At 64.2% G+C, this 23,088-nt stretch carries 18 protein-coding genes; 8 read left to right on the top strand and 10 right to left on the bottom strand.

Translation table 11 applies throughout. The features are described 5' to 3' along the window. Positions 1-371 precede the first annotated feature (371 nt). A complete protein-coding gene (locus tag ACVOL0_RS15880) occupies positions 372-1,787 on the bottom strand; it encodes a serine hydrolase domain-containing protein (RefSeq protein ID WP_481549902.1) in 1,416 nt (471 codons plus the stop codon). A gap of 79 nt (positions 1,788-1,866) precedes the next feature. On the opposite strand from ACVOL0_RS15880, the gene ACVOL0_RS15875 reads away from it, so the two are divergent. Then, on the top strand, positions 1,867-2,472 hold the full coding sequence (locus tag ACVOL0_RS15875) for a LemA family protein (protein ID WP_481549901.1): 606 nt from the start codon (positions 1,867-1,869) through the stop codon (positions 2,470-2,472). 29 nt (positions 2,473-2,501) lie between these two features. Further along, the gene (locus ACVOL0_RS15870) at positions 2,502-4,427 is read left to right on the top strand and encodes a M48 family metallopeptidase (protein WP_481549900.1); all 1,926 of its coding nucleotides are present in this window, start codon (positions 2,502-2,504) and stop codon (positions 4,425-4,427) included. 164 nt (positions 4,428-4,591) lie between these two features. Here ACVOL0_RS15870 and ACVOL0_RS15865 read toward each other — a convergent pair whose 3' ends face one another. Beyond that, complete coding sequence (locus ACVOL0_RS15865; protein WP_481549899.1) at positions 4,592-6,175, bottom strand: GMC family oxidoreductase; 1,584 nt, start codon at positions 6,173-6,175, stop codon at positions 4,592-4,594. A 166-nt stretch (positions 6,176-6,341) separates the two neighbouring features. Between ACVOL0_RS15865 and ACVOL0_RS15860 the strand changes: the two genes are divergently transcribed. Next, complete coding sequence (locus tag ACVOL0_RS15860; RefSeq protein WP_481549898.1) at positions 6,342-7,670, top strand: NTP/NDP exchange transporter; 1,329 nt, start codon at positions 6,342-6,344, stop codon at positions 7,668-7,670. A 48-nt stretch (positions 7,671-7,718) separates the two neighbouring features. Beyond that, entirely contained in the window at positions 7,719-8,075 is a 357-nt protein-coding gene (locus tag ACVOL0_RS15855) for a DUF1304 domain-containing protein (protein WP_481549897.1), read from the top strand. A gap of 121 nt (positions 8,076-8,196) precedes the next feature. On the opposite strand, the gene ACVOL0_RS15850 is transcribed toward ACVOL0_RS15855, so the two are convergent. The 3 genes from ACVOL0_RS15850 to ACVOL0_RS15840 all read right to left on the bottom strand — a co-directional run bounded on the left by ACVOL0_RS15850 (position 8,197) and on the right by ACVOL0_RS15840 (position 12,116). Further along, positions 8,197-8,667 (bottom strand): hotdog fold domain-containing protein, encoded by a 471-nt coding sequence (locus tag ACVOL0_RS15850; protein WP_481549896.1) that lies wholly within the window; start codon positions 8,665-8,667, stop codon positions 8,197-8,199. Between the two features lie 66 nt (positions 8,668-8,733). Then, complete coding sequence (locus tag ACVOL0_RS15845) at positions 8,734-11,214, bottom strand: acyl-CoA dehydrogenase (RefSeq protein ID WP_481549895.1); 2,481 nt, start codon at positions 11,212-11,214, stop codon at positions 8,734-8,736. After that, complete coding sequence (locus ACVOL0_RS15840; RefSeq protein ID WP_481549894.1) at positions 11,211-12,116, bottom strand: alpha/beta fold hydrolase; 906 nt, start codon at positions 12,114-12,116, stop codon at positions 11,211-11,213. The genes ACVOL0_RS15845 and ACVOL0_RS15840 overlap by 4 nt, the downstream gene beginning before the upstream one ends. A gap of 165 nt (positions 12,117-12,281) precedes the next feature. Here ACVOL0_RS15840 and ACVOL0_RS15835 point away from each other — a divergent pair, with 165 nt between their 5' ends. Beyond that, positions 12,282-12,884: a TetR/AcrR family transcriptional regulator gene (locus tag ACVOL0_RS15835; protein ID WP_303747121.1), complete on the top strand. Its 603-nt coding sequence runs from the start codon at positions 12,282-12,284 to the stop codon at positions 12,882-12,884. 282 nt (positions 12,885-13,166) lie between these two features. On the opposite strand, the gene ACVOL0_RS15830 is transcribed toward ACVOL0_RS15835, so the two are convergent. The 3 genes from ACVOL0_RS15830 to hslO all read right to left on the bottom strand — a co-directional run bounded on the left by ACVOL0_RS15830 (position 13,167) and on the right by hslO (position 18,184). After that, positions 13,167-16,061 carry a TonB-dependent receptor gene (locus ACVOL0_RS15830; RefSeq protein ID WP_481549893.1) on the bottom strand — a complete coding sequence of 965 codons (2,895 nt, stop codon included), beginning with the start codon at positions 16,059-16,061 and terminating at the stop codon, positions 13,167-13,169. Between the two features lie 253 nt (positions 16,062-16,314). Beyond that, positions 16,315-17,139, bottom strand: coding sequence for an XOO1806 family protein (locus tag ACVOL0_RS15825; protein ID WP_481549903.1), 825 nt, complete (start codon positions 17,137-17,139; stop codon positions 16,315-16,317). A gap of 151 nt (positions 17,140-17,290) precedes the next feature. Continuing rightward, complete coding sequence (gene hslO, locus ACVOL0_RS15820) at positions 17,291-18,184, bottom strand: Hsp33 family molecular chaperone HslO (protein WP_481536781.1); 894 nt, start codon at positions 18,182-18,184, stop codon at positions 17,291-17,293. 74 nt (positions 18,185-18,258) lie between these two features. Here hslO and mtgA point away from each other — a divergent pair, with 74 nt between their 5' ends. Genes mtgA through ACVOL0_RS15805 form a run of 3 tightly spaced genes read left to right on the top strand, consistent with a single transcriptional unit; the run spans position 18,259 to position 20,455 of the window. Continuing rightward, complete coding sequence (gene mtgA, locus ACVOL0_RS15815; RefSeq protein WP_481549892.1) at positions 18,259-19,014, top strand: monofunctional biosynthetic peptidoglycan transglycosylase; 756 nt, start codon at positions 18,259-18,261, stop codon at positions 19,012-19,014. 27 nt (positions 19,015-19,041) lie between these two features. Continuing rightward, on the top strand, positions 19,042-20,064 hold the full coding sequence (locus ACVOL0_RS15810; RefSeq protein WP_481549891.1) for a glycosyltransferase family 2 protein: 1,023 nt from the start codon (positions 19,042-19,044) through the stop codon (positions 20,062-20,064). After that, positions 20,024-20,455 carry a CBS domain-containing protein gene (locus ACVOL0_RS15805; RefSeq protein WP_481549890.1) on the top strand — a complete coding sequence of 144 codons (432 nt, stop codon included), beginning with the start codon at positions 20,024-20,026 and terminating at the stop codon, positions 20,453-20,455. The genes ACVOL0_RS15810 and ACVOL0_RS15805 overlap by 41 nt, the downstream gene beginning before the upstream one ends. 159 nt (positions 20,456-20,614) lie before the next feature. Here ACVOL0_RS15805 and trhA read toward each other — a convergent pair whose 3' ends face one another. Together trhA and ACVOL0_RS15795 are read right to left on the bottom strand one after the other, a co-directional pair. After that, complete coding sequence (gene trhA, locus ACVOL0_RS15800; protein WP_481549889.1) at positions 20,615-21,250, bottom strand: PAQR family membrane homeostasis protein TrhA; 636 nt, start codon at positions 21,248-21,250, stop codon at positions 20,615-20,617. Positions 21,251-21,333: 83 nt separating this feature from the next. Continuing rightward, positions 21,334-22,938 carry a peptide chain release factor 3 gene (locus tag ACVOL0_RS15795; protein WP_481549888.1) on the bottom strand — a complete coding sequence of 535 codons (1,605 nt, stop codon included), beginning with the start codon at positions 22,936-22,938 and terminating at the stop codon, positions 21,334-21,336. Positions 22,939-23,088 lie beyond the last annotated feature (150 nt).

The raw sequence follows: 23,088 nt of genomic DNA, 5'->3' as shown, positions 1-23,088 counted from the left end.
GGGGGGGGGGGGGGGGGGGGGGGGGGGGGGGGGGGGGGGGGGGGGGGGGGGGGGGGGGGGGGGGGGGGGGGGGGGGGGGGGGGGGGGGGGGGGGGGGGGGGGGGGGGGGGGCGCGGGGCGCCCCCCGCCACCCCGACCCAGTATCCGACCAGGCGGGCTCTGCGTTCTCTTGGAAGATCTGGTTCCTTCGATTTTGGTTCCATGCAAGCGGACTGCCCCGAGGTGTTCAAGCACCACCAGCTTCGCGGGGGGCGCCGCGCCCGCAAAAGGCTATGCCGGTGGTGTTGGTTTGCTGGTGAATGCCTCTGCCGAGCAAAGAAAAAGGCGGCCATCGGCCGCCTTTCGGGTGCTGCTGGAAACCGCCAGGCAGCTCAGCGCGGCGATGCCACCGCGCGATCGGACGAGGCGCCCTTCTTGCCGCCGCGTGCCGGAGCGGCATCCTCGGCCATCAGGTTGTCGCTGCCAAAGTCGGTGTCCACGTCCAGCCAGCGCTGCGCCGGCAGGCCGATGGCGCGATCGAGGATGGTTGGCATCATGCCGCTGGGCAGGCTGCTTTCGCCGTTCCACATGATGGCGATGCCAAGGTCACGTTCCGGCAGCAGTGCGACCAGGCCGCGATAGCCCTGCACCGCACCGGCATGGAAGACCACCTGGTGACCGGAATAATCGAATACCCGCCAACCCAGTGCGTAGCCAGCCGAGTCCAGGCGCTGGTGGCGCCAGCCCGAACGCATTTCGCCAGGAGTATTCACCAAGGGCGCATGCAGCGTTGCAAGCAACGGTGCCGGCAATACGTCCGGACGGTGGCCGGTGTGGGCCAGCAGCCACTGCGCCATGTCGCTGGCACTGGCATTGACGCCAGCAGCAGGTGCGACGCGATAGTAGGTGGGCTTGGGCGTCAGCGACACCCAGCCGTTGCGGCTGCGCACGTGCGGGCGCGCCCAGCGCGAGCTGGCCTGGATGCCGGCCAGGCCGAGGCTGGCATCGTTCATGCCCAGCGGCTTGAGGATGCGCTTTTCAACGGCCTGCTCGTAGAAGCTGCCCGAGGCCGCAAACACGACATCGCCGACCAGACTGAAGGCAACGTTCTGGTAGGAATAGCATTCACCCGGTGCGCACTTGAGCGGCGCGGTGGCCAGCTTCTGGGTCAGCGAGTAATAGTCGGCATTGGCCTCGACGTCGCGGTCATAGGCATTGCTGGTCAGGCCGACGCGTTGGCTGAGTACATCGGCCACGGTCAGTTTGTCGGTTGCTTCGGGTGTGGACAGGCGGAAGCCGGGCACATAGTCGGTAACCTTGCTGTCCCAGCGCAGGGTGCCGTCGTTGACCAGCAGGCCGGCCATGGTGCCGGCAAAGGCCTTGGACAGTGATGCCAGACGGAACACCGTATGTGCGTCCACTTCCTGCGGGTTGCTGATATCGGTAACGCCATAGCCACGTGCCGACAGCACGCGGCCGTTCTGGACGATGGCCATGGCCATGCCTGGAACGCGGTTGCCGTAGGTCAGTTGTTCGGCCAGTGACTCGATGGCGGCGACATTGAAATCGGCCGGCAGCGGTTGCACCTGGTCCGGGCGCAGCGCGGTGCGGTATGGCATCGGCTGCGTCGGTGATTGGTTCGGCGCGTTCTCCAGGTTCACCGGCAACGCCGTGGCAGCCGATGCTTCGGCGGGCAGGCTGGTGTGGGTGGGAGTCTGCGCGGTAGACGACAATGCGAAGGGCATCAACACCCCCAGCAATCCCGATGCCACCGGGCGAATGTGCCGGCGCTTGCTCGTGTCTTTCATCGTGATCGGTGCCTGTAAGCTACTGCTGTGGGCGATTCTAGCGCCGCTTTTCACCATTGCACAAACGGGGAGAGAATGAATGGGCATCGCGTTGATATTGCTGGTCTTTCTTGTGGTGGTTGTCGCAGTTGTGGCGGTGGGTGTAGGGATCTATAACGGGCTGGTGCGGTCACGTAACGCCTATAAGAATGCGTTTGCGCAGATCGACGTGCAGCTGCAGCGGCGTTTTGACCTGATTCCGAACCTGGTGGAGACCGCCAAGGCCTATATGAGCCATGAGCGGCAGACCCTGGAAGCCGTGATCGCTGCGCGCAGTGCGGCGCAGTCAGGTTTGGCCGCGGCCAAGGCCGATCCGGGCGACCCGGCGGCGATGGCGCAGCTGGCTGCCTCGCAAGGGCAGTTGAATGGCGTGCTGGGCAGGTTGATGGCGGTGGCCGAGGCCTACCCGGAGCTGAAGGCCAACCAGAACATGATGCAGCTCAGCGAGGAGCTCTCCAGTACCGAGAACAAGGTCGCCTTCGCACGGCAGGCGTACAACGATGCGGTGATGGCTTACAACAATCGGCGCGAGACCTTTCCGGCCAATGTATTCGCTGACATGTTCAATTTCGCCACGGCCGCGCTGCTGGATATTCCGCTGGAGAAGCGCGAGCAGGTACGCGAGGCACCCAAGGTGCAGTTCTGAAACGGGCGCAGGCGTAACCGGGGCGCGGGATGAATTTCTTCGAACACCAGGCCCAGGCGCGGCGTAACTCCGGGCGGCTGGTGCTGCTGTTTGCATTGGCAGTGCTGGCGATCGTGCTGATGGTGGATGTGCTGGTGTGGGTTGGCACCGGCAGCATGCGCGGCGTGCTGTGGGGCAGTGTGCTGACGCTGGCGGTGATCGGCCTGGCCTCGCTGTACCGGATCAGCTCGCTACGCGGGGGCGGCGAGGTGGTGGCCGTGCAGATGGGCGGCAGCGAAGTGCCCGCCGATACCCGCGATCCGGCCTTGCGGCGGCTGCGCAATGTGGTGGAAGAGATTGCCATTGCTTCCGGCGTGCCGATGCCGCGCCTGTACGTGCTGGAGCAGGAAGCAGGCATCAATGCATTCGCTGCCGGCTATTCGCCTGCCGATGCGGCCATCGCGGTTACCCGCGGCAGCTTGCAGCGGCTCAACCGCGATGAGCTGCAAGGTGTCATCGCGCACGAATTCAGCCATATCCTCAACGGCGACATGCGCTTGAACATCCGCCTGATGGGCGTGCTGTTCGGCATCTTGATGCTCAGTGTGATCGGCAAGCGCGTGTTGCTGCATATGGGCGGCGGCAGCCGCGTGCGCTTCGGCCGCAGTGTCGGGCCGGTGTTCGTATTGATGCTGATCGGCCTGGCTGGCATCGCCATCGGCAGCATCGGCGTGTTGTTCGGGCGGCTGATCAAGGCAGCCGTATCGCGCCAGCGCGAAATTCTGGCCGATGCCTCGGCGGTACAGTTCACCCGCCAGACGCAGGGTCTGGCGGGTGCCTTGAAGAAGATCGGCGGGCTCGACGACGGCTCGCACCTGGCCGACCGCGCCGGTGCCGAGGAGGTCAGCCATATGCTGTTTGGCGAAGGCCTGCGATTGTCCAGCTGGTTTGCTACCCATCCGCCGCTGGTTGAACGCATCCAGCGCCTGGAACCATCTTTCCGTGCCGAGCAGCTGCAGACGCTGCGTGGCAGCTGGTTCAGTGCGCCGCCCGATGGATTGGCCGAAGATCGCGCCTTGGGTCTGGTGGGGCGCGATGCGCACAGCGTGGATGCCGTGTTGCCGCCGTTGCCTGGCATGCAGCAGTTGTCCGTCGATCCGGCGCTGGTGGCTGCACAGGTGGCGGCGCCGGCCGATGATGATTACCAGCAGGCAGTGCGGCTTGCTGGCAGCCTGCCAATGCCATTGCGTGCGTTGGCTGGAGATCGGGGCGCGGCGCAGCCGCTGTTGTTGGCGATGTTGCTGGATGCCGATGCCGCGGTTGCCACGCGTCAGCATGCGGCAGTGAGCGAGCAACTGGGGGAGCCGATGGCCAGCAGCGTGTCGACCATCGCGGCTGGCTCACTGAGCGACCTGCACCCGGCATTGCGGCTGCCGTTGGCGGCCTTGGCGTTCCCGACCCTGCGCAGCTTGCCGAGGCCGCAGTTGGCTGCCTTCATGCGCTGCGTTGATGCCCTTGCCCATGCGGACGGGCGCATCTCATTGTTCGAATACTGCCTGTCGCGCTTGTTGCTGGTACAGGTGCAGGCGGTCTTGGATCCATCGCGTCACCTGCATTTCGGCCGTCGCAAAGCCACCGGCGTACAGCGCGAGTTCGCCATCTTGTTGTCGGTGGTGGCGCGCGCCGGCAACCCCGGCGACGAAGCGGCTGCACGTCGCGCCTACCTGGCCGGCCTGCAGCGCATCCTGCCGCAGGATCATCTGCCATATGCGCCGCCGGAGAACGGTGTGCTGGCGTTGGATGCCGTATGGGCGCCATTGGACTCGATGGACCCGTTGGCCAAGCAACTGCTGGTGGAAGCGGTGACCGCAACGGTGAGCCACAACCAGCGCGTCAACGTGGCCGAGGCTGAGTTGCTGCGTACCATTTGCGCCACCTTGCATTGCCCCTTGCCAGCGATGCTGCAGGTGGCGTGAGCAGTTTGGCTTCCTCCCTTTCGCCAGAGGCGAAGGGGGTGAAGAATGCCGTTTGTCCGCCACTGGCAGGCGGCGTGATGAACGACCGGAGGCGGTGCCTGGGGGCGGGCGGGTTGGGGGGCTTTTGCCTTTGCTTGTTTCTCTCTGGCAACCACCATTGGGCATCACCCCAACATCAACCCCGCCGCCCGCTCCGCAATCATGATGGTCGGCGCATTGGTATTGCCGCTGACCAGGGTCGGCATCACCGAGGCATCGATCACCCGCAATCCGTCGATGCCGCGCACCCGCAGCTGCGGATCGACCACGGCCGCATCATCGTTGCCCATGCGACAGGTACCGATGGGGTGGTAGATGGTCTCGGCCTTGGCGCGGATGAAGGCTTCCAGCCCAGCGTCGTCCAGATGCTCATCAGCCGGGAGCAACGGCGCCTTGCGCCACGGTGCAAATGCCGGCTGCTGCAGGATGTCGCGACTCAGGCGCGCTGCCTCGATCATCATCTTCAGATCAAAGCCTTCGGCATCGCTCAGGTAGTTGGCCCGGATATGCGCCGGTTCGGCCGGATCGGCGCTGGCCAGACCGATGCGACCGCGGCTGCGCGGATGCAGGTAGCAGGCGTGCAGGGTGTAACCGTCGCCGGGCAAACGATTGCGGCCGTGGTTGTCCAGCATCGCCGGGACGAAATGGAACTGGATGTCGGCACGTTCGTCCGGCGCGAAGCGCGAACGAACGAAGCCACCGGCTTCGGCCACATTGCTGGTGCCGGCGCCCTGGTGGCCGCGCAGGAAGTAGTTCAAGCCGATCATGATCTCGCTGGCGCGGTCGTAGCTGACACCGGGCACGCAGCGGTACAGCGTGCAGATGTCCAGATGGTCCTGCAGGTTGGCACCAACGCCGGGTTGGTCCAGCTGCACGCCGATGCCCTGCGCGCGCAGCGCATCGGCCGGGCCGATGCCGGACAGCATCAGCAGCTGTGGGGAGTTGATCGCACCGGCGCTGAGCAGTACTTCCGCGGCCGCGTGGTATTGCTGACGTTGGTCGCCCACGCGCAGGTGCAGGCCAGTAACGCGGCCTGCGTCGATCTGCAGGCGTTCCACCAGCGCGCCGGTGATCACCTGCAGATTGGCGCGCGAACGCACTGGCGCGAGATAGGCGACCGCTGAGGAGCAACGCGCGCCATCCTTCTGTGTTACCTGATAGAGGCCGACACCTTCGTGGCGAGGACCGTTGAAGTCGTTGTTGGGTGCATGGCCTGCCTGTTGCCCAGCTTCAACGAAGGCGTGGCTGAGCGGATTGACGTGGCGCAGGTCGGCCACCTGCAGCGGGCCATCGGCACCGTGCAGGGCATCGGCACCACGCGCATTGCCTTCGCTGTGGCGGAACCATGGCAGCACGCTGTCCCAGTTCCAACCGCTGGCGCCGGCCGCTGCCCAGCGGTCGTAGTCGCCCGGCACGCCACGCACATAGCACATGGCATTGATCGAGCTGGAGCCGCCGAGCACCTTGCCGCGCGGCCACCACAGCCGGCGGTTGCCCAAGGCCGGCTCCGGTTCGGTGTCGTAGCTCCAGTTGACCAGGCGATTGTTGACCAGCCGAGCGATGCCCGCCGGCATGTGGATGAGGGGATTCCAGTCGCGTGGCCCGGCCTCGACCAGCAATACCCGCCGCTGCGGATCGGCGCTGAGCCGGTTGGCCAACACGCAGCCGGCCGAGCCGGCGCCGACGATGATGTAGTCGAATTCCTTCACAGCCTTCTCCATCCCCAGTCACTCAGGATAGAACGGCGCGTTGTGCAGGAGTAAGCCCTGTCGCACTGGCGATGTTGCAGTGCATTAGATAACGTACCCGCTCTGCCGCCCCCCGGAGTTCCTCGATGTTGCCGTCCGCTTGCCGCCCGTTGCTCCGGGGTGCCGCATGACTGCTGCCAGCACGGCCGCTCCGCTGTCGCGGCTGCTGCAGGCCCTGCGTGGCTCGCCGCCGCTGTGGTGGTCGTTCCTGTATTTCTTCTGCCTGCTCAGCGGCTACTACGTGCTGCGCCCGGTGCGCGAGGCGATGGCGGCCTCGGCGGACATGGAGGCGCTGTTCCCACCAGCGCTGATTGCCTGGTTTGCCGGCCATGGCATGCCGCTGAAGGATTTCACCCTGCAGTTCCTGTTCTCCTGCGTGTTCGTGATCATGCTGGTGCTGCAGCCGCTATATGGCTGGCTGGTCAGCCGCTATCCGCGGCGGGTGTTCCTGCCGCTGGTCTATGGCTTCTTCATCGTTACGTTGTTCGTGTTCTACATGATGTTCAATGCGGGCGTGCCAGGGCGGGGAGCGGCGTTCTTCTTCTGGACGACGGTATTCAACCTGTTCGCGGTGGCGGTGTTCTGGAGCTTCATGGCCGACGTGTTCTCCAACGTGCAGGCGCGCGCGTTCTACGGCTATATCGGCGCAGCCGGCACGGTGGGTGCCTTCCTCGGGCCGATCATCACCAGTTCGCTGGTGCAGCGCGTGGGCATCGCCAACCTGATGCTGGTCTCGGCCGGCTTCCTGTCGATCTGCTTGTTCTGTATCTGGAAGTTGCGGCCATGGGCGGTGCAGCGCGAACGCGAGCAGCAACTGGCTGATGGCGAGCAGCCGATGGGCGGCAGCGTGTTCGATGGCCTGAAGCTGATTGCACGCGAGCCGCTGCTGCGCTGGCTGGCGTTGATGGTGCTGTTCGGGGTGGGCGTGGGGACCATGCTGTACAACGAGCAGGCCGCTATCGTACGGCGCATGATCACCGATCCTGCGGCCAGTACCGCGTTCTACTCGCGTATCGACCTGGCGGTGAATGCGCTGACCCTGCTGATCCAGCTGGGCCTGACGCGCTGGCTGCTGTCGCGTTATGGCGTGGCGCCGGCGCTGTTGATCCCGGGTGTTGCGATCATCATCGGTTTTTCGATAGCAGCAGCCTCACCGTTGCCGGTGATGGTCGCGGTGATCCAGGTGCTGACACGCGCCAGTGAGTTCTCGCTGGGCAAGCCGGCGCGCGAGACGATCTACACGCGGGTGGACCGGCAATGGCGCTACAAGGCTGGTGCGGCCATCGATACCGTGGTTTACCGCGGTGGTGATCTGACCTTTGCCTGGGTGCACAAGGGGTTGTCGTTGCTTGGCTCGCAGGCGGTGTTTGTTGGCGGAGTGGCGGTGGCGGTGCTGATGACACTGTCAGCGCTGGGCGTCCTGCGCGAAGAGAAGAAGCTGCCGCAGGATCGTTGAGTGAATCCCTGCGGCGGGTGGCCGCTGTGCTGCGAGGAGGGGATTGCGATGAGCGTATTGGGCGTGAGTGCGATGGTGGTGACGCTGCTGGTAGCCGCGTTGCACGTGTATTTCCTGGTGTTGGAAATGTTCCTGTGGACCAAACCACAGGGCTTGAAGACCTTCCGCAATACGCCGGAGAAAGCACAGGCCACGCGCGTGCTGGCGGCGAACCAGGGGCTGTACAACGGTTTTCTTGCGGGAGGCATCATCGCCGGGCTGGTACTGGCGCAGCCGGTGCTGGTGACGTTCGCGCTGGTCTGCGTGGTGGTGGCCGGCGGGTATGGCGCTTACAGCGTCAGCCCGCGCATCTTCTATGTGCAGGCCGTACCGGCAATCGTGGCGCTGCTGCTACGCGCGCTGTAGTGCCGAGCCATGCTCGGCAGGGGAATTGCCGATAGATCATCACCCGTAGTGCCGAGCCATGCTCGGCAGGGGCCTTACCCGTGTACAGCCTCTGCCGAGCATGGCTCGGCACTACATTGGGTCAGGTTTTTTTGGGTGATACCCACATCGCTATGCGGGCCTGGAAGACCTCGACACCCGTGCCATCGGTCACCCGTACGAGCACTGGCAGGTCGTAGCCTGCGGTTGCACTGACGATGGGTGATTCCGGCGTCGCTACCGCTGTCAGTACGCCCAGCGCCTTGGCCTGGTACTTCACTTCCATGCCCTTGGGGATCCAGCGCATGTCGGCCGGCAGGCTGGCATCGACCATGACGCCGCCGACCAGTTCGGCCAGGTTGCACATGGCGATCGCATGCACGGTGCCGATGTGGTTGCTGATGCGGCGGCGCTGGCGGATCACACCCACGCAGCGGCTCGGTTCCAGCACGGTGATCAGCGGCGAGATGCTGGCGAAGTAGGGCGCCTTGAAGCACACCGCACGCGAGAACAGCCAGTTGCCGGCAGGCCAGCGGGTGAAACGGCGGTATAGCGAAAGCAGTGGAGCGGTCATGAGGTGGATTCCTGATATGAAAACGGCGGGCACAAGGCCCGCCGTCGGTATTGCATGTGGCTTGGCTTACGCGGCCTGCTGCGGCTGCGGGCGCTGCTTGCCCGGCAGGTCGTAGTAACCGGCCGAACGCAGTTCGTGCGGCTCGAAGTCATCCACGGTGATGGTGTCCATGGTGATCTCGCGCAGTTCTTCCAGCAGCTTGCGCTCGTCCTGGGTGATCACGCCCTCGGCCACGGCTTCGTCGAGCTGGGTGGCGAAGGTCAGCGCTTCGATGCCCTTGGTCTTCAGCGCCTTGATGAACTTGCGCTCGACCGGCTCGGCCATGATCGCCTTGGACAGGTAGCTGTTGATGCGGCCACCCGGATTGTTCTCGCACGGGGTCAGGAACACGCCCTGGGCCAGACGGTCACGCGCTTCACCCGGAGCCATCAAGGTGGCGGCAACGCGGCGGCTCAGACGATCGCCCGGAGCTTCGGCGCGACGGCCGAACGGGAAGATCAGTGCCCACATCAGCCAGCCGATCGGACGGATCGGGAAGTTGCGCAGCGCAGCCGACAGCGATTCCTCGATCTTGTGCACGCTGTCATGGAAGGCCCAGGCCAGCAGCGGCTGGTCAGCGCTCGGTGCGCCTTCGTCGTGGTAGCGCTTGAGCATGGCGCTGGTCATGTAGATGTGGCTGAGCACATCGCCCAGGCGACCAGACAGCGATTCCTTGAACTTGAGCTTGCCGCCCAGGGTCATCATCGAGATGTCGGCCATCAGTGCCAGGTTGGCCGAATAGCGGTCGAGCTTGCGGAAGTAGCGGCGGGTGTAGGCGTCGCCCGGGGCGGCACCGAAGCGCGCACCGGTCAGGCCGAACCACAGCGAACGCACGGCGTTGGAGATACCGAAACGGACGTGGCCGAACAGCGCCTGGTCGAATTCACGCAGGCCGGCCTTGCGGTCTTCATCCTGCGCGGCCTTCATTTCCTTCAGCACCCACGGGTGGCAGAGGATGGCACCCTGGCCGAAGATCAGCAGTGAGCGGGTCATGATGTTGGCACCTTCCACCGTGATGGCGATCGGTGCGGCCTGCCAGCTGCGGCCGGCGAAGTTGCGCGGCCCGAGGATGATGCCCTTGCCGCCGATCACGTCCATCACGTCGGAAATGACTTCGCGGCTCATGTTGGTGCAGTGGTACTTGGCGATCGCCGACGGCACCGACGGCACGTCGCCACGGTCAACCGCGGCAGCGGTGGCCTGCGACAGCGCACTGATCTTGTAGGCCTTGCCGCCGATGCGGGCCAGCGCTTCTTCCACGCCTTCGAAGCGGCCGACCGACAGGCCGAACTGCTTGCGGATGCGTGCATAGGCACCGGTCACCACCGCGCCGGCCTTGGCACCGCCGGACGCGGTGGAGGGCAGGGTGATGGAGCGGCCAACGGCCAGGCACTCGTTGAGCATGTTCCAGCCCAGGCCGCGCTTCTCGGCGCCGCCGATCAGCTGGGTCAGCGGGATGAACACGTCCTTGCCGCGGATCGGGCCGTTCTGGAAGGTGGAGTTCAGCGGGAAGTGGCGGCGGCCGATCTCCACGCCATCGGTGTCACGCGGCAGCAGTGCCAGGGTGATGCCGATGTCCTTGGTGTCGCCGAGCAGGCCGTCCGGGTCGTACATGCGGAAGGCCATGCCGATCAGGGTCGCGACCGGGGCCAGGGTAATGTAGCGCTTGTCGAAGGTGAGCTTCAGGCCCAGCACTTCCTCGCCCTTCCACATGCCCTTGCAGACGATGCCGAAGTCGGGAATCGAGGTGGCGTCGGAGCCTGCGAACGGGCCGGTCAGGCCGAAGCACGGCACTTCCTGGCCGATGGCAAGGCGCGGCAGGTAGTAATCCTTCTGCTCCTGCGTGCCGTAATGGTTGAGCAGTTCACCCGGGCCCAGCGAGTTGGGCACGCCAACGGTGGAGCTGACCACGCTCGACACCGAGGCCAGCTTCTGGATCACCTTGTGGTGGGCCAGTGCGCTGAAGCCCAGACCGCCGTATTCCTTCGGGATGATCATGCCGAAGAACTTGTTCTTCTTGATGAACTCCCACAGCTCCGGCGGCAGGTCGGCGTGGACGTGGGTGATCTCGAAGTCATTGACCATCTTGCAGAGCTCTTCCACCGGGCCATCCATGAAGGCCTGTTCTTCGGCGGTGAGCTGCGGCTTGGGGTAGTTGAGCAGGATGTTCCAGTCCGGGTCGCCGGTGAACAGCTCGCCTTCAAAACCGACCGAGCCGGTTTCCAGCGCGATGCGCTCGGTCTTGGACAGCGGCGGCAGCACCTTGCGGAACACACCCATGAACGGTGCGGTGATCAGCGGCTTGCGCAGGAATGGCAGCAACACCGGCACGCAGATCAGCGCGACGATGGCGGCGGCGACGATGATCGCGGTCTGGTTGACGCCGGCGAACCAGCAGATGGCCAGGGCTGCAACGCTGATGATCGTCCAGACGACGAGCCGCATGCGGTGGTAGGCAACAAAGGCGCCTGCTAGCAGCAGGGCCAGGAAAGGTACGACGATGCTCATGGACGTGCTCCGGTAACGTGCTCGGTTCGGGCGGACGCTGCGGAAGGCAGTGCGTCCAGGTAGTTCAACACAGCGGCGGTAAACGCATTGTTGTCATCGCCGGCCACCATGTGGGTGGCGTGGGGCAGGTGGACATGCTGTGCGTGTGGCACCAGCGCCATGAATTCTTCAACGGTCTGTGGCGAGACCAGGTCGCTGCGACCACCGCTTACCAGCAGCAGCGGGCACTGCACCTGCCTTGCTGCGTCTGCGATAACGCCTTGATGCTGCTCGCTGTCGCGCGCCAGTTCGTTGACCAGGCGCGGGTCCCAATGCCAGTTCCAGCGGCCATCCTTGCCCGGGCGCAGCAGCGCACGCAGCGAATCTTCGCTCTTGCGCGGGCGGTGCGGCATATAGGCGGAGATGGTATCGGCGGCGGCCTGCAGCGAAGCGAATCCGTCCGGGTGCGCGCTCATGAAGGCAAGAATGCGCTCCACGCCGCTGGTTTCCCAGCGCGGGGTGATGTCCACCAGCACCATCGCCGAGAACAGGCCCGGCCAGCGCGCTTCGGCCATCAGGCCGAACAGGCCGCCCATCGAGGCGGCAACCAGCACCGGTGGACGCGGCAGCTCGCCGGCGACCACGATCAGGTCATCGGTGAACTGGTCGCCGTGATAGGGCAGGTCGCTGGTATTCCAGTCCGAATCGCCATGGCCGCGCGCGTCATAGCTGAGCGTGGCGTGGCCTTCGGCGTTGAGCGCTTGGGCAGTTGCAGTCCATGCGCCACGGGTCTGGCCAAAGCCATGTGCGAACAGGATGCCGGGCTGTTTTCCGCTGGCTCTGGTCGCACCAAGGCCAGCGCCATGCGCGCCTTCCAGGCGGATGTCTTCAGGGGAGACGGATGTTGGAGTTGGCGTAACCATACCTGATGGTATGGAATGGTCTGAATCGCTGTCAATACCTATGGGTATGGAAGTGCTGGCCGGGAGCGATGAGAAGGCTTGGGCTGATCATTTATTTGCCAGATTGTCCGTGTTTTTGTTGTCTACATACTGCAACCAGTCCCCGCCGTATGGTTAAATCTGCCCATGAACGATTCTTCAGTTTCCAGCACCGAGTCCCGCAGCACGCGGAACAGCCGCCTGAGCGCGGATGACTGGGCGCAAGCAGCCTTGGACTTGATCGCTGAACAGGGTGTAGGTGCCGTTGCGGTGGAGCCGCTGGCGCGTCGCCTCGGCGTGACCAAGGGCAGTTTCTATTGGCATTTCCCCTCGCGTGACGCGCTGTTGCAAGCGGCCCTGGAGCGCTGGGAAGTTGTCGAGCAGCAGCAGGTTTTTGGCAGCCTGGAAGAGGTGCCTGATCCGCGTACGCGGCTGCGCGCGCTGTTCCAGCTGGTCGCCCATGAAGTCACCCCGCATGTGATCTACAGCGAACTGCTGAAGGCCCTGGACAACCCGATGGTGCGTCCGGTCATCGACCGCGTCTCGCAGCGGCGCATGGAGTACCTGATCGCTTCGTTCCGCCAGGCCGGGCTCAGTTCCACCGACGCACGCCATCGCGCGCGGCTGGCCTATGCGGCGTATGTCGGCTTCCTGCAGCTGTCACTGCAGTTGCAGCAGCCCAAGCAGGCCCGCGAGGACTTTGAAGCCTATGTCGAGCATGTGATCGAGACCTTGATTCCGAATGGGTGACTCGATCGACTGCGCATGAGCAGGCGGGGCCGCAGCGATGCGGCCTTTTCTTTTGCGGCAAGGCGCCTCGCCACAGGCAACGACGGTCTCGAGTGAGCTTGTTGTTGCCGCAGCCCAGGCCGGCGCGGATCCGAGATCCATGCTGAGTGCCGGATCGGGAGATGGGCAGGGAACGAGTGGGCGCGCCGGTATCGGGTCGAGGCAGTGCCGGACCATCGCAACACATGAAAGAAAACGGCCCGGGAAGCCCGGGCCGTTCTGTTTCAACCGATCAGACTACGATCAGAAGCGCTGACGGTACTCCATGTAGTAGTAGCGCCCCGGGGTGTCGTACTGGTAGTCGAAGTTGTTGGCGAACGCCTGCGTAGCCACCGGCGGTTCCTTCGCGAACACGTTGTTCACGCCCACCGACACGGTTGCATTCCACGGCACGTTGTAGCGTGCCTGCAGGTCGTGATAGGTGGTCGCAGCCAGCTTGTTCTGCGGGTCCTTGCCGGAAGCGGTGACGCGGCCCGGATCGCTGCACAGTGCGGCAACCGACGGGTACTTGCAGTTCTCGACCAGGCTGGAGAAGTAACGCGTGGTCCAGGTCAGGCCGAAGTCGCCGTACGTCCAGTTTGCGGTCAGGTTGGAACGGATACGCCAGGTCGGGGTGTCCTTGACGTAGGTGCCAACGTCCGAGGGATCCCATTCAGCATCCGGAGTTGCCTTGGTGCGGTAGGACGACATGTAGGTGCTGTCCCACACGAACGAGAAGGCGCCGATGCTGGTGTCCGGCAGCGAGTAACGCATGGTCAGGTCGAAACCTTCCACTTCCGTCTCGCCCAGGTTGGCCAGACCCATCTTCAGGTAGGTGATCTGGCCCAGCGCGTTGCGGGTCAGGCCATCGTTGACGATGTTGCACCAGCTCTGGTTGCCTTCCACATAGCACTGGTCAAGCATGTAGGTGACCTGCGGACGGCTGATCACGTTCTTGATGTTGATCTGCCACCAGTCCAGCGACACGTCGAAGCCCTTCAGGAAGCTCGGGCTGAACACGAAGCCCAAGGTCTTGGAGGTCGAGGTCTCCGGGGTCAGGTCCTTGTTGGAGACCCAGTCGAACGGCCACGCGGTCTGGTCGCCATAGGCTTCACGCTGGGTGTAGCTGGCAGGGATGCCGGCTGCAGCGCAGCGCTGGGCCACGGCGGCATTGCCGATGTACGGGCTGTCGCTGGAGCAGGGGTCACCGTAGCCTTCGTATGAAGCCGCGCCGCCGCCGAACATGTTGGAGATCGACGGTGCACGGAAACCTTCAGCCCAGTTACCACGGACCAGCAGGTCAGAGTACGGCTTCCACTTGAAGCCGAACTTGCTGTTGAGGGTGTTGCCGAAGTTGCTGTAGTCGGAGTAGCGCGTTGCCACGCTGAACTCCAGCACTTCAGCACCTGGCAGGTCCTTCAGCAGCGGAATGGCCAGTTCCAGGTACAGGTCGTCCAGGCTGTAGTCGCCGCTGGTCGGCTGACGCGCGTTGCCCGAGCTCATGCCGGCCGAGACGAAGGCGTCCGGCAGGTCGTAGCCGGATTCCTTGCGGTGCTCGTAACCCGCTGCGAAGCCCATCATGCCGCCCGGCAGTTCGACGATGTCGCCGGCCAGGTTGGCGGTGAAGCTCTTGCTCTTGTTCTGGAACTTGTCCTTGGCGGTGAACAGGATGTAGTCCAGCATTTCCTTCGGCATGCTGCCTGCGCTGGAAAGCGGATTGAACGGCACGCAGCCCTCGATCACCGCCCCCGGGCTGCCGCACTTGACCACGCCGTCGACATCCATGAAGGACGCACCGGTGGCCTGGTACAGGTTGGCCATGTTGACGTCGCCGACCTGGGTGTCGATCTGGTCGTTGGAGTTGTAGCTCAGGCCAGCGTCCCAGTTGAAGTAGCGGTCGGCAAACTGGAACGAACCTTCCAGGCCGCCATACCAATGCAGGGTCTTGACGTCCTGCTCATAGAAACGCTCCTGTTCGACCAGGCGGCGGTTCCAGTTCAGGTTGCGTGCGTCGGCAGTGCCCTTGGTCGGGTTGTAGTAGCTGTCCTTGGACAGACCCAGGGAGCCGTCCATGTAGCTGCCGGCGCTGAGCGGGAAGCCGGCCAGCTGCTGGGCGGAATTACGCTGGTTGTACAGTGCGTCGGTACGCAGTGCGATCGAATCGGTCAGGTCGTAACGGCCCTGGATGTAGATCGACTTGCGCTCCTGCGGAGTGCGCAGGTAGTTGTCGGCAGCGTAGTTGTACTTGTCCGCGTTGCCGTAGGCGTGGTAGTTGGCAAGGTTGCGGCCATCGGCGCCCTTGTTGACCACCCAGCGGTCGTAGCTTGCACGCTCGGCAACATCCGGATCTTCATCGCCAGCGATCGCGGACCATGCAGCGTAATCGTCGGTCGGCTTGCCATCGATGGTCAGGTCCCAGATGCCGCCGTCAGCGGTCTGGCCGCTGTACTGGCTCGAACCCAGGCCGTACACCGGATCGTGCGAGATCTTGCGTGCGCCGGCCATCACGGCCTTTTCCTTGACGTAGCTGGCGCCGAACACCAGGTTGCCGCGGTCACTGCTGGTGCCCAGGGTCAGGTCGTAGCCTTCGCGCTGGCCGTCGCCCTTGCTGAACTGGCCGCGATACACATGGGCTTCACCGCCGGTGAAATCGTCGCGGGTGATGATGTTGACCACGCCGGCGATGGCGTCCGAGCCGTAGATCGAGGAAGCGCCATCCTTCAGGATTTCGATGCGCTCGACCATGGCCGACGGGATGGTGTTCAGATCGACGCTGCCGTCCAGGGCCGAGACCCAGCGGCGGCCATTGACCAGCACCAGGGTGCGCGAGGAGCCGAGGTTGCGCAGGTCGACGCCGGAGGAACCATCGCCACCGTTGTTGAACTGGGTGTTGATGGCAGCGCCGTTGGTGGCGATCTGCTGCAGCACGTCAGCAACGCTGGTGCGACCGGTCTGCTGGATGGCTTCGCGGGTCAGGGTCAGAACCGGCTGCGAGGTTTCCGCGTCAACCGAGCGAATGCGCGAGCCAGTGACCTGGATGCGATCCAGATTGGTTGCGCCCTTGTCCGCATCCTGGGCGTATACAACGCCGGTGGTGCCGGCGCTTGCGACAAGCGCAAGCACAACTGCATCGCGCAGTTTGTTGGTCTTGCAAATCATTGGTTCTCTCTCTCTGCCAAGTGGACTTGGTATAGCTACGAAGGCCGCTGGTGGACCCGAAAGGCGGATCCAAAACCATGGGCTTGAGACCGATAGTACTTGCCACTGCAAATAAATTAAAGATTGGTTAATGAAGTTGTGGAATTGGCTCCAATTCAGCAAAGACAGTGAAACGGGCTTGCGTCTGCTGGATGCTGCAACGCAAAACGCCCCGGCAGGCGGGGCGTTTTCATGGGGATAACCAAAGAGGGTTTTACAGGTCCTGTTCGTAACGGACGTACGGGATTGCCCCGTCGTCATTGCTTTCGTTACGTGGCGAGAATGGGTTTTTGCCGCGGGTGATCACGTTTTCGGCGCCGACGGTGAGCTGTCCGCTCCATGGGGTGCGCCAGGTGATGCCCAGACCCAGGCCTTCCCATTTGCCGCTGTGGCCGGGCGCGTCGACGACGCGGCCGATCACATTGGCGCTGAAGGCGCCATAGCCACCGCCAACGCTCAGGCTCTTGCTGTCCCACTGGTCGGCAACGGCCGGAGCTGCGTCGGTCAACGGCACCAGGCGTGCTTTGGCGTAGGTCCCGCCGATGGAGACGAAGCCTTCGCGGCCGATGTTCTTCTGTCCGAATACGGTCAGGTCGTTCTGTTCGACCCGCGCTGCGCCGGCCTTGCCGCCGTTCGACAACCATGCCGGCAGCGTGTCGCGGCCGGTGCCAGCGGTGATGCCGAGGCGCCCGCCGGGGCGGTTGAACGCGGTGGTGGCCGAAATATGACGACCATTGCTGTCATCGTCATCGCCCAGGCTGGCGAGCATGCAATGGCTGGCCAGGCCGCCAATACTGCTGCCGCCGCTGCCGTTGCAGAGCAAGCCAAGCGAATCGCCAGAAGACAGGCCAAAGGCCGCATCCAGTGAGCTGCGCCCAAAGTTCCAGCGTGCGCCAACGTTCTGGGTGCCGGTGGGTTCAAGGTAGAGCAGGGCTTCGACCTTGCCGCTACCGCGGTTCCAGACCGGCAACACGGTGCTGTCCGCAGCGCGCGGCTTGCTCTGCGCATGCACGCCCGTGACCACGCCGAGGGCGATCATCAGGGCAAGCGGTAGGCGGAGTAAGGCGTTCATGGACTCAGTAAGACCCCGTTGGCGCCAGGAAGTTCCCGGCGCGTGAGTTCTCGATCCTATGCGGTTTATGGTTTCTTAACAAGTCTTCGCCCTCCCCAGAACGTAACTCGTTGGACCGTTATTGCAGCCGCTCGGGAGCTGGCTGGTTGGCCGGTGTGGAACTGAACAATACGCCGAATTCTGCTAATGGGAAGTGATATTCCTGGCCGCAGAACTCGCAGCGTACTTCTACCTGCCCGGTGGGCTCGGCGGCGGCGCGGGCTTCCTCCTCGCCCAGCGACTGCAGCATGGAGCTGACCCGTTCGCGCGAGCAGGAGCAGCCAAAGCTCAGGGCCTTGTCACCGACCAGCTCGGGGTTCTCCTCGTGGAAAAGGCGGTGTAGCAGCTCGCTGCCCGGCAATGCCAGCAGCTCGTCGCGGCCAAGGGTGTCGAACAGCGCGCCAGCGCGGACCCAGCCATCCTCGTCGCCTTCGTCGCCCGGCAGTTTCTGCAGCAGCAGGCCAGCGGCATGCTCGCCGTCGCTGGCCAGCAACAGGCGGGTCGGCAGCTGCTCGGAGTGGCGGAAATAGTCCTCGAAGGCCTCGTCCAGGTTGTCGCCGGTCAGGCCAACCAGGCTCTGGTAGCGCTGCGGTTCGCGCGGATCCAGGCCCGGGTTCTCGATGGTGATGGCGAGCAGGGCGTCCTCGCCCAATGCCTTCAGCGTGGTCGGAGCGTCTTCGCCATCGTTCAGCTGGACGATGCCACGCAGGGTGCCAGCCGAGGTGCATTCGCTGAACAATGCGCGCAGAGCAGTGCTGCTGCGCAGCTGAATGGACAGTCGGCCATCTACCTTGGTGTGGCCGGTAAACAGTGCCGAGGCCACGCTGGCTTCGCCGAGCAGGCGCGTGGCGGCGGCCGGATAGTCGCCATGGGACAGGATTTCGCGCCAGCTCTGGCCCAGCCGTACATGGACGCCGCGCACACCGGCAGCGGGCAGGAGGAAGCGGACAAGCAGGTCGGAGGTGTCGGTCATGGGGCTGGGTCTACGCGAGGTGGGGCCGGTGCCGGATAATGCGCCGGACAAAAGGTTTTGCAAGGTGGATATCAATGGGGGCGGAGCAGGCCGAGCTCAAGGTGGAGCAGGGGGCAGGGACGAAAACCGGGCGCCGGAAGCGCTGGTTGCGGCGCTTGCTGTGGGTGCCGGTGCTGTTCGTCGTGTTCAGCGTCGTGCAGGTGCTGGTACTGCGCTTTGTCGACCCGCCGTTCTCCACGGTGATGGTGTTCCGGCAGATGGAGGCGCTGGCGCAGGGGGACTGGAAGTTCCGCATCCGCTACCAATGGCGTGATCTGGACCAGATGGCGCGCAGCGTGCCGATATCGTTGGTAGCGGCCGAGGATCAGCGTTTCCCAGAGCATAACGGTTTCGACCTGCAGGCCATCGAGAAGGCGCGCAAGCACAACGAGCGCGGCGGACGCCTGCGCGGCGCCAGTACGATCAGCCAGCAGACAGCCAAGAACGTGTTTCTGTGGCAGGGCCGCAGCTGGCTGCGCAAAGGCCTGGAGGTCTGGTACACGGTGTTGATCGAAGCGCTGTGGCCGAAGCAGCGGATCATCGAGATGTACGCCAATGTGGCGGAATTCGGCGATGGTATTTACGGCGTGCAGGCGGCGTCGCGTGCTTACTGGGGCAAGGACGCGTCGCGTCTGAGTCCTGCGGAGAGTGCAAGGTTGGCCGCGGTGTTGCCGGCGCCGCGACGTTACAACGCGGCCAAGCCCGGGCCGTATGTGCAGCGCCGTGCAGCCTGGATCCAACGGCAGGCGCGCCAGCTGGGCGGGGCAGACTATGTCGATGACGGCAATTGATCTCATGGCTGTTGTTAGACTTTGCCCATGAATACGCCAGAACGCCTGACGCTGCTGATCACCGCTTTCAACGAGCAGGAGGCGTTGCCGCAGTTGCACCCGCGCTTGTGCGCGCAGCTGAGGGCGCTGGCCGGCAATGTTGATGGCCGCATTCTGTATGTCGATGACGGCAGCAGCGATGCGACCTGGGCGGTGATGCAGCAACTGGCAGCGCAGGAGCCGCGGGTTTCTGCGTTGCGGCTGTCGCGAAACTTCGGCAAGGAAGCTGCATTGACAGCAGGGCTGGACTTCATTGAAGAAGGTGCGGTGATTCTGCTTGATGCTGACGGTCAGGACCCGCCGGAGTTGATTCCGCAGTTTGTAGCGCTATGGCAGCAAGGTCATGACGATGTCTACGGCACGCGGATGGAACGCGGCGGCGATGGCTGGTTGAAACGTTTCACCGCGGCGGCCTTCTATCGGGTGATGGGGCGTTTGTCGAAAACGCCGATTCCAGCCGATACCGGTGATTTCCGTCTTCTTTCGTCACGCGCGCTGGCGGGCTTGCGGCAGCTGCGTGAGCGTCACCGATTCATGAAAGGACTGTTCGGCTGGGTCGGCTATAACCGCGTCGCCCTGCCGTATCGGCGCGAGGCGCGTTTGGCTGGCAACAGCAAATTCGGCTTCTGGAAGCTGTGGAACTTCGCGCTGGAAGGCATCACCAGCTTCTCCACCGCGCCGTTGCGGGTGGCGACCTACCTGGGGCTGTTCACCGCTGCAGGTGCATTTGGTTTTGCGATCTGGGTGATCGGCAAGGCCGCCTTGTATGGCGACCGGGTTGCCGGTTGGCCGACGATGATGGCAGTGATCCTGTTCCTGGGCGGTGTGCAGCTGATCGCGCTGGGCCTGATTGGTGAATATCTGGGGCGGCTGTACATGGAGGCCAAGCAGCGGCCTTTATATCTGGTCGATACCTGGCAGCCGGGGAACGTGGCAGTATCTGCCCCATTCGCCAGCGCAGGAGAACGCCATGCAGACCGTTCGACAGTTGCTAGGGGCCAAGTCCCCTGAGATCCACGCAGTGCCGCCGGATGTGGCGGTGGTGCAGGCGATCCGGCTGATGGCCGAAAAAGGCATCGGCGCGGTATTGGTGATGGAGGGCCGTACGCTTGTCGGCATCCTTTCCGAGCGTGACTACGCACGCAAGATCGTGCTGATGGACCGATCTTCGGCTACCACGCAGGTGCGCGAGATCATGACCGCCGAGCTGGTGACCGTTGCGCCCACGATGACGGTGGAACGGTGCCTGGAGCTGGTGACACATCGACGCATCCGTCATTTGCCAGTGCTCGATGGCACTGAAGTAGTGGGTGTGATCTCGATTGGCGACTTGGTCAAGTCGGTGATTGAGGCACAGCGTCGTGAACTCGGCCAGTTGCAGCAGTACATCACCGGCACGTAAGTCGTTGCTGCAGGCGGGCTGAGACCCGCCGCTCCAATCGGAAGCCTGGCGTGGTCGGCTTTGGGGTTGGCCAGCCTTGGTGCCGCGGGCGCCAAGGCTGGATGCCGTGGTACGCGCTTCCAGTACCCGCGCAGTTTGCCGGCATCGTGCTGGCCGGTGTTACAGGATCTGCGCGGTCACCGAAACGAAGTGGCAGACGCTGCCGGCAATGACGAACAGGTGCCAGATTGCATGTGAATAGGGCAGCTGCTCGCGGTGATAGAACACCGTGCCCAGCGTATAGAAGATGCCACCGGCGAACAGCCAGCCCAGGGTCCAGCCGTCCAATGAATTCCACATCGGCTTGATCGCGACCACCACCAGCCAGCCCATCGCGATGTAGATGGCGGTGGAGAGTTTCTTGAAGCGGCCGGTGTAGAACAGCTTGAAGATCACGCCGAATACGGCCAATGCCCAGATCGCGGTGAACAGTCCCCAGCCCCAGGGGCCGCGCAGGCCGATCAGGGTGAACGGGGTGTAGGTGCCCGCGATCAAGACGTAGATCGCGCAGTGGTCGAAGATCTTCAGCCGGCCCTTGGCCACCGGGTGCTGGATGGCGTGGTAAAGGGTGGAGGCGGTGTACAGCAGCAACAACGCCACGCCAAACACAATGGCGCTGGCCAGTTGCCAGCCATCGCCATAGATCGCAGCGAGGGTGATGAGGACGGCACCAGCGGCCAGCGCGCTGACTGCGCCCAGGCCATGGGTGAGGGCGCTGGCGACTTCTTCGCGTATCGATGCAGCAGTTGCAGTCATGAGGGCAAAAGGCGCGGGCTGGGGGAGGCCCGGAACTGCCTATCATCACCCCGAAAGGCGGCGCGTGCACGCCGCCATCGGACTTAAGCGACCGAAACCGTGTGTGCTGCCTCGCGGGTGGCGGAGAAGCGCACGTCTGGCGCGCGCTCCTGGGCCAGCTGCAGGTTGACCCGGGTCGGGGCCAGGTAGACCAGATGGCCTGCCGCATCGATGCTGAGATTGCTTGCGTTCTTCTCGCGGAACTCCTCCAGCTTCTTTGCATTGCTGCAGCTCACCCAGCGTGCGGTGATTACCGAGACCGGCTCGAATACCGCTTCCACACCGTATTCGTCCTTCAGCCGGTATGCGGCTACGTCGAACTGCAGCACGCCGACCGCACCGAGAATGAGATCGTTGCTCATCAGCGGGCGGAAGAACTGGGTTGCGCCTTCCTCGGACAGCTGGGCCAGACCCTTCTGCAGCTGCTTGAGCTTGAGCGGGTCCTTGAGGCGGGCGCGACGGAACAGTTCCGGGGCGAAGTTGGGGATGCCGGTGAAGGTCACGGCTTCGCCTTCAGTGAAGGTGTCACCGATGGAAATGGTGCCGTGGTTGTGGATGCCAATCACGTCCCCCGGCCATGCCTCGGCCGCGATCTCGCGGTCGCTGGCCATGAAGGTCAACGCGTTTGCCAGCTTCATTTCCTTGCCGGTGCGCACGTGGAAGGTCTTCATGCCGGCGGTGAACTTGCCCGAACACACACGCATGAAGGCGACGCGGTCGCGGTGCTGCGGGTCCATGTTGGCCTGGATCTTGAACACGAAGCCGGTCAGCTTGTCTTCCTGCGGGGCGATGTCGCGGCCGGTGGTGGCACGCGCCTGCGGTGCCGGAGCGTGCTTGACGAAGAAGTCCAACAGCGGCTGCACGCCGAAGTTGTTCACACCCGAGCCGAAGAATACCGGTGTCTGCTTGCCGGCCAGGTACGCTTCCACATCGAACGGGTGGCTGGCGCCCTGCACCAGTTCCAGCTCGTCGCGCAGGTCGGCCAGCATCTTCTCGCCGATCTTCTCGGCAAGGCCGGGGGAGTCCAGCGACGGGAAGATGGTCGAATCCTGGCGGGTGAAGTTGCGCCCCTGTTCGTACAGGTGCACTTCGCCGGTCAGCAGGTGAACCACGCCCTTCAGGCGCTGGCCCATGCCGATCGGCCAGGTGACGGGTGCGCACTGGATGCCGAGCACGGTTTCCACTTCATCCAGCAGCTCGATCGGGTCCTTGCCCTCGCGGTCGAGCTTGTTGATGAAGGTCATGATCGGGGTGTCGCGCAGGCGGCAGACTTCCATCAGCTTGATGGTCCGCTCTTCCACGCCCTTGGCCACGTCGATCACCATCAGCGCCGAGTCCACCGCGGTGAGCACGCGGTAGGTGTCTTCGCCGAAATCGGCGTGGCCGGGGGTGTCGAGCAGGTTGATGATCTTGTCTTCGTACGGGAACTGCATCACCGATGAAGTGACCGAGATACCACGTTCCTTTTCCAGCGCCATCCAGTCCGAGGTGGCGTGGCGGGCAGCCTTGCGGCCCTTGACCGAGCCGGCCATCTGGATCGCGCCCCCGAACAGCAACAGCTTTTCGGTCAGCGTGGTCTTGCCGGCGTCAGGGTGGGAAATGATGGCGAAGGTGCGGCGGCGCGCGGCTTCGGTTGCGACTTCGGACATGGCAGGGGCGCCCGCCCGGGCGCATCAGAAACGAATGAACCGGCGATTATACCTGCCACCAGCCCAGCAAGGATGACCGCCAGTAAGCAGTAGTGGGGGGGGGGGGGGGGGGGGGGGCGGGGGGGGGGGGGGGGGGGGGGGCCGGGGCGG

The sequence above is a fragment of the Stenotrophomonas sp. STEN021 genome, from assembly GCF_056760175.1.
Note: the sequence above shows the minus strand (reverse complement) of the source record. Positions and strands in the feature narration are given on the sequence as shown.

Bases quoted from the DNA above. Each gene is read 5' to 3' on its own strand.
- ACVOL0_RS15825 (WP_481549903.1), bottom strand. From the start codon at position 17,139: ATGATCGCCCTCGGCGTGGTCACGGGCGTGCATGCGCAGAGCAAGCCG.
- ACVOL0_RS15855 (WP_481549897.1), top strand. From the start codon at position 7,719: ATGAGCGTATTGGGCGTGAGTGCGATGGTGGTGACGCTGCTGGTAGCC.
- ACVOL0_RS15795 (WP_481549888.1), bottom strand. From the start codon at position 22,938: ATGTCCGAAGTCGCAACCGAAGCCGCGCGCCGCCGCACCTTCGCCATC.
- ACVOL0_RS15850 (WP_481549896.1), bottom strand. From the start codon at position 8,667: ATGACCGCTCCACTGCTTTCGCTATACCGCCGTTTCACCCGCTGGCCT.
- mtgA (WP_481549892.1), top strand. From the start codon at position 18,259: ATGGGGGCGGAGCAGGCCGAGCTCAAGGTGGAGCAGGGGGCAGGGACG.
- ACVOL0_RS15830 (WP_481549893.1), bottom strand. From the start codon at position 16,061: ATGATTTGCAAGACCAACAAACTGCGCGATGCAGTTGTGCTTGCGCTT.
- ACVOL0_RS15845 (WP_481549895.1), bottom strand. From the start codon at position 11,214: ATGAGCATCGTCGTACCTTTCCTGGCCCTGCTGCTAGCAGGCGCCTTT.
- ACVOL0_RS15860 (WP_481549898.1), top strand. From the start codon at position 6,342: ATGACTGCTGCCAGCACGGCCGCTCCGCTGTCGCGGCTGCTGCAGGCC.
- ACVOL0_RS15810 (WP_481549891.1), top strand. From the start codon at position 19,042: ATGAATACGCCAGAACGCCTGACGCTGCTGATCACCGCTTTCAACGAG.
- ACVOL0_RS15875 (WP_481549901.1), top strand. From the start codon at position 1,867: ATGGGCATCGCGTTGATATTGCTGGTCTTTCTTGTGGTGGTTGTCGCA.
- ACVOL0_RS15870 (WP_481549900.1), top strand. From the start codon at position 2,502: ATGAATTTCTTCGAACACCAGGCCCAGGCGCGGCGTAACTCCGGGCGG.
- ACVOL0_RS15840 (WP_481549894.1), bottom strand. From the start codon at position 12,116: ATGGTTACGCCAACTCCAACATCCGTCTCCCCTGAAGACATCCGCCTG.
- ACVOL0_RS15805 (WP_481549890.1), top strand. From the start codon at position 20,024: ATGCAGACCGTTCGACAGTTGCTAGGGGCCAAGTCCCCTGAGATCCAC.
- ACVOL0_RS15880 (WP_481549902.1), bottom strand. From the start codon at position 1,787: ATGAAAGACACGAGCAAGCGCCGGCACATTCGCCCGGTGGCATCGGGA.
- hslO (WP_481536781.1), bottom strand. From the start codon at position 18,184: ATGACCGACACCTCCGACCTGCTTGTCCGCTTCCTCCTGCCCGCTGCC.
- ACVOL0_RS15835 (WP_303747121.1), top strand. From the start codon at position 12,282: ATGAACGATTCTTCAGTTTCCAGCACCGAGTCCCGCAGCACGCGGAAC.
- trhA (WP_481549889.1), bottom strand. From the start codon at position 21,250: ATGACTGCAACTGCTGCATCGATACGCGAAGAAGTCGCCAGCGCCCTC.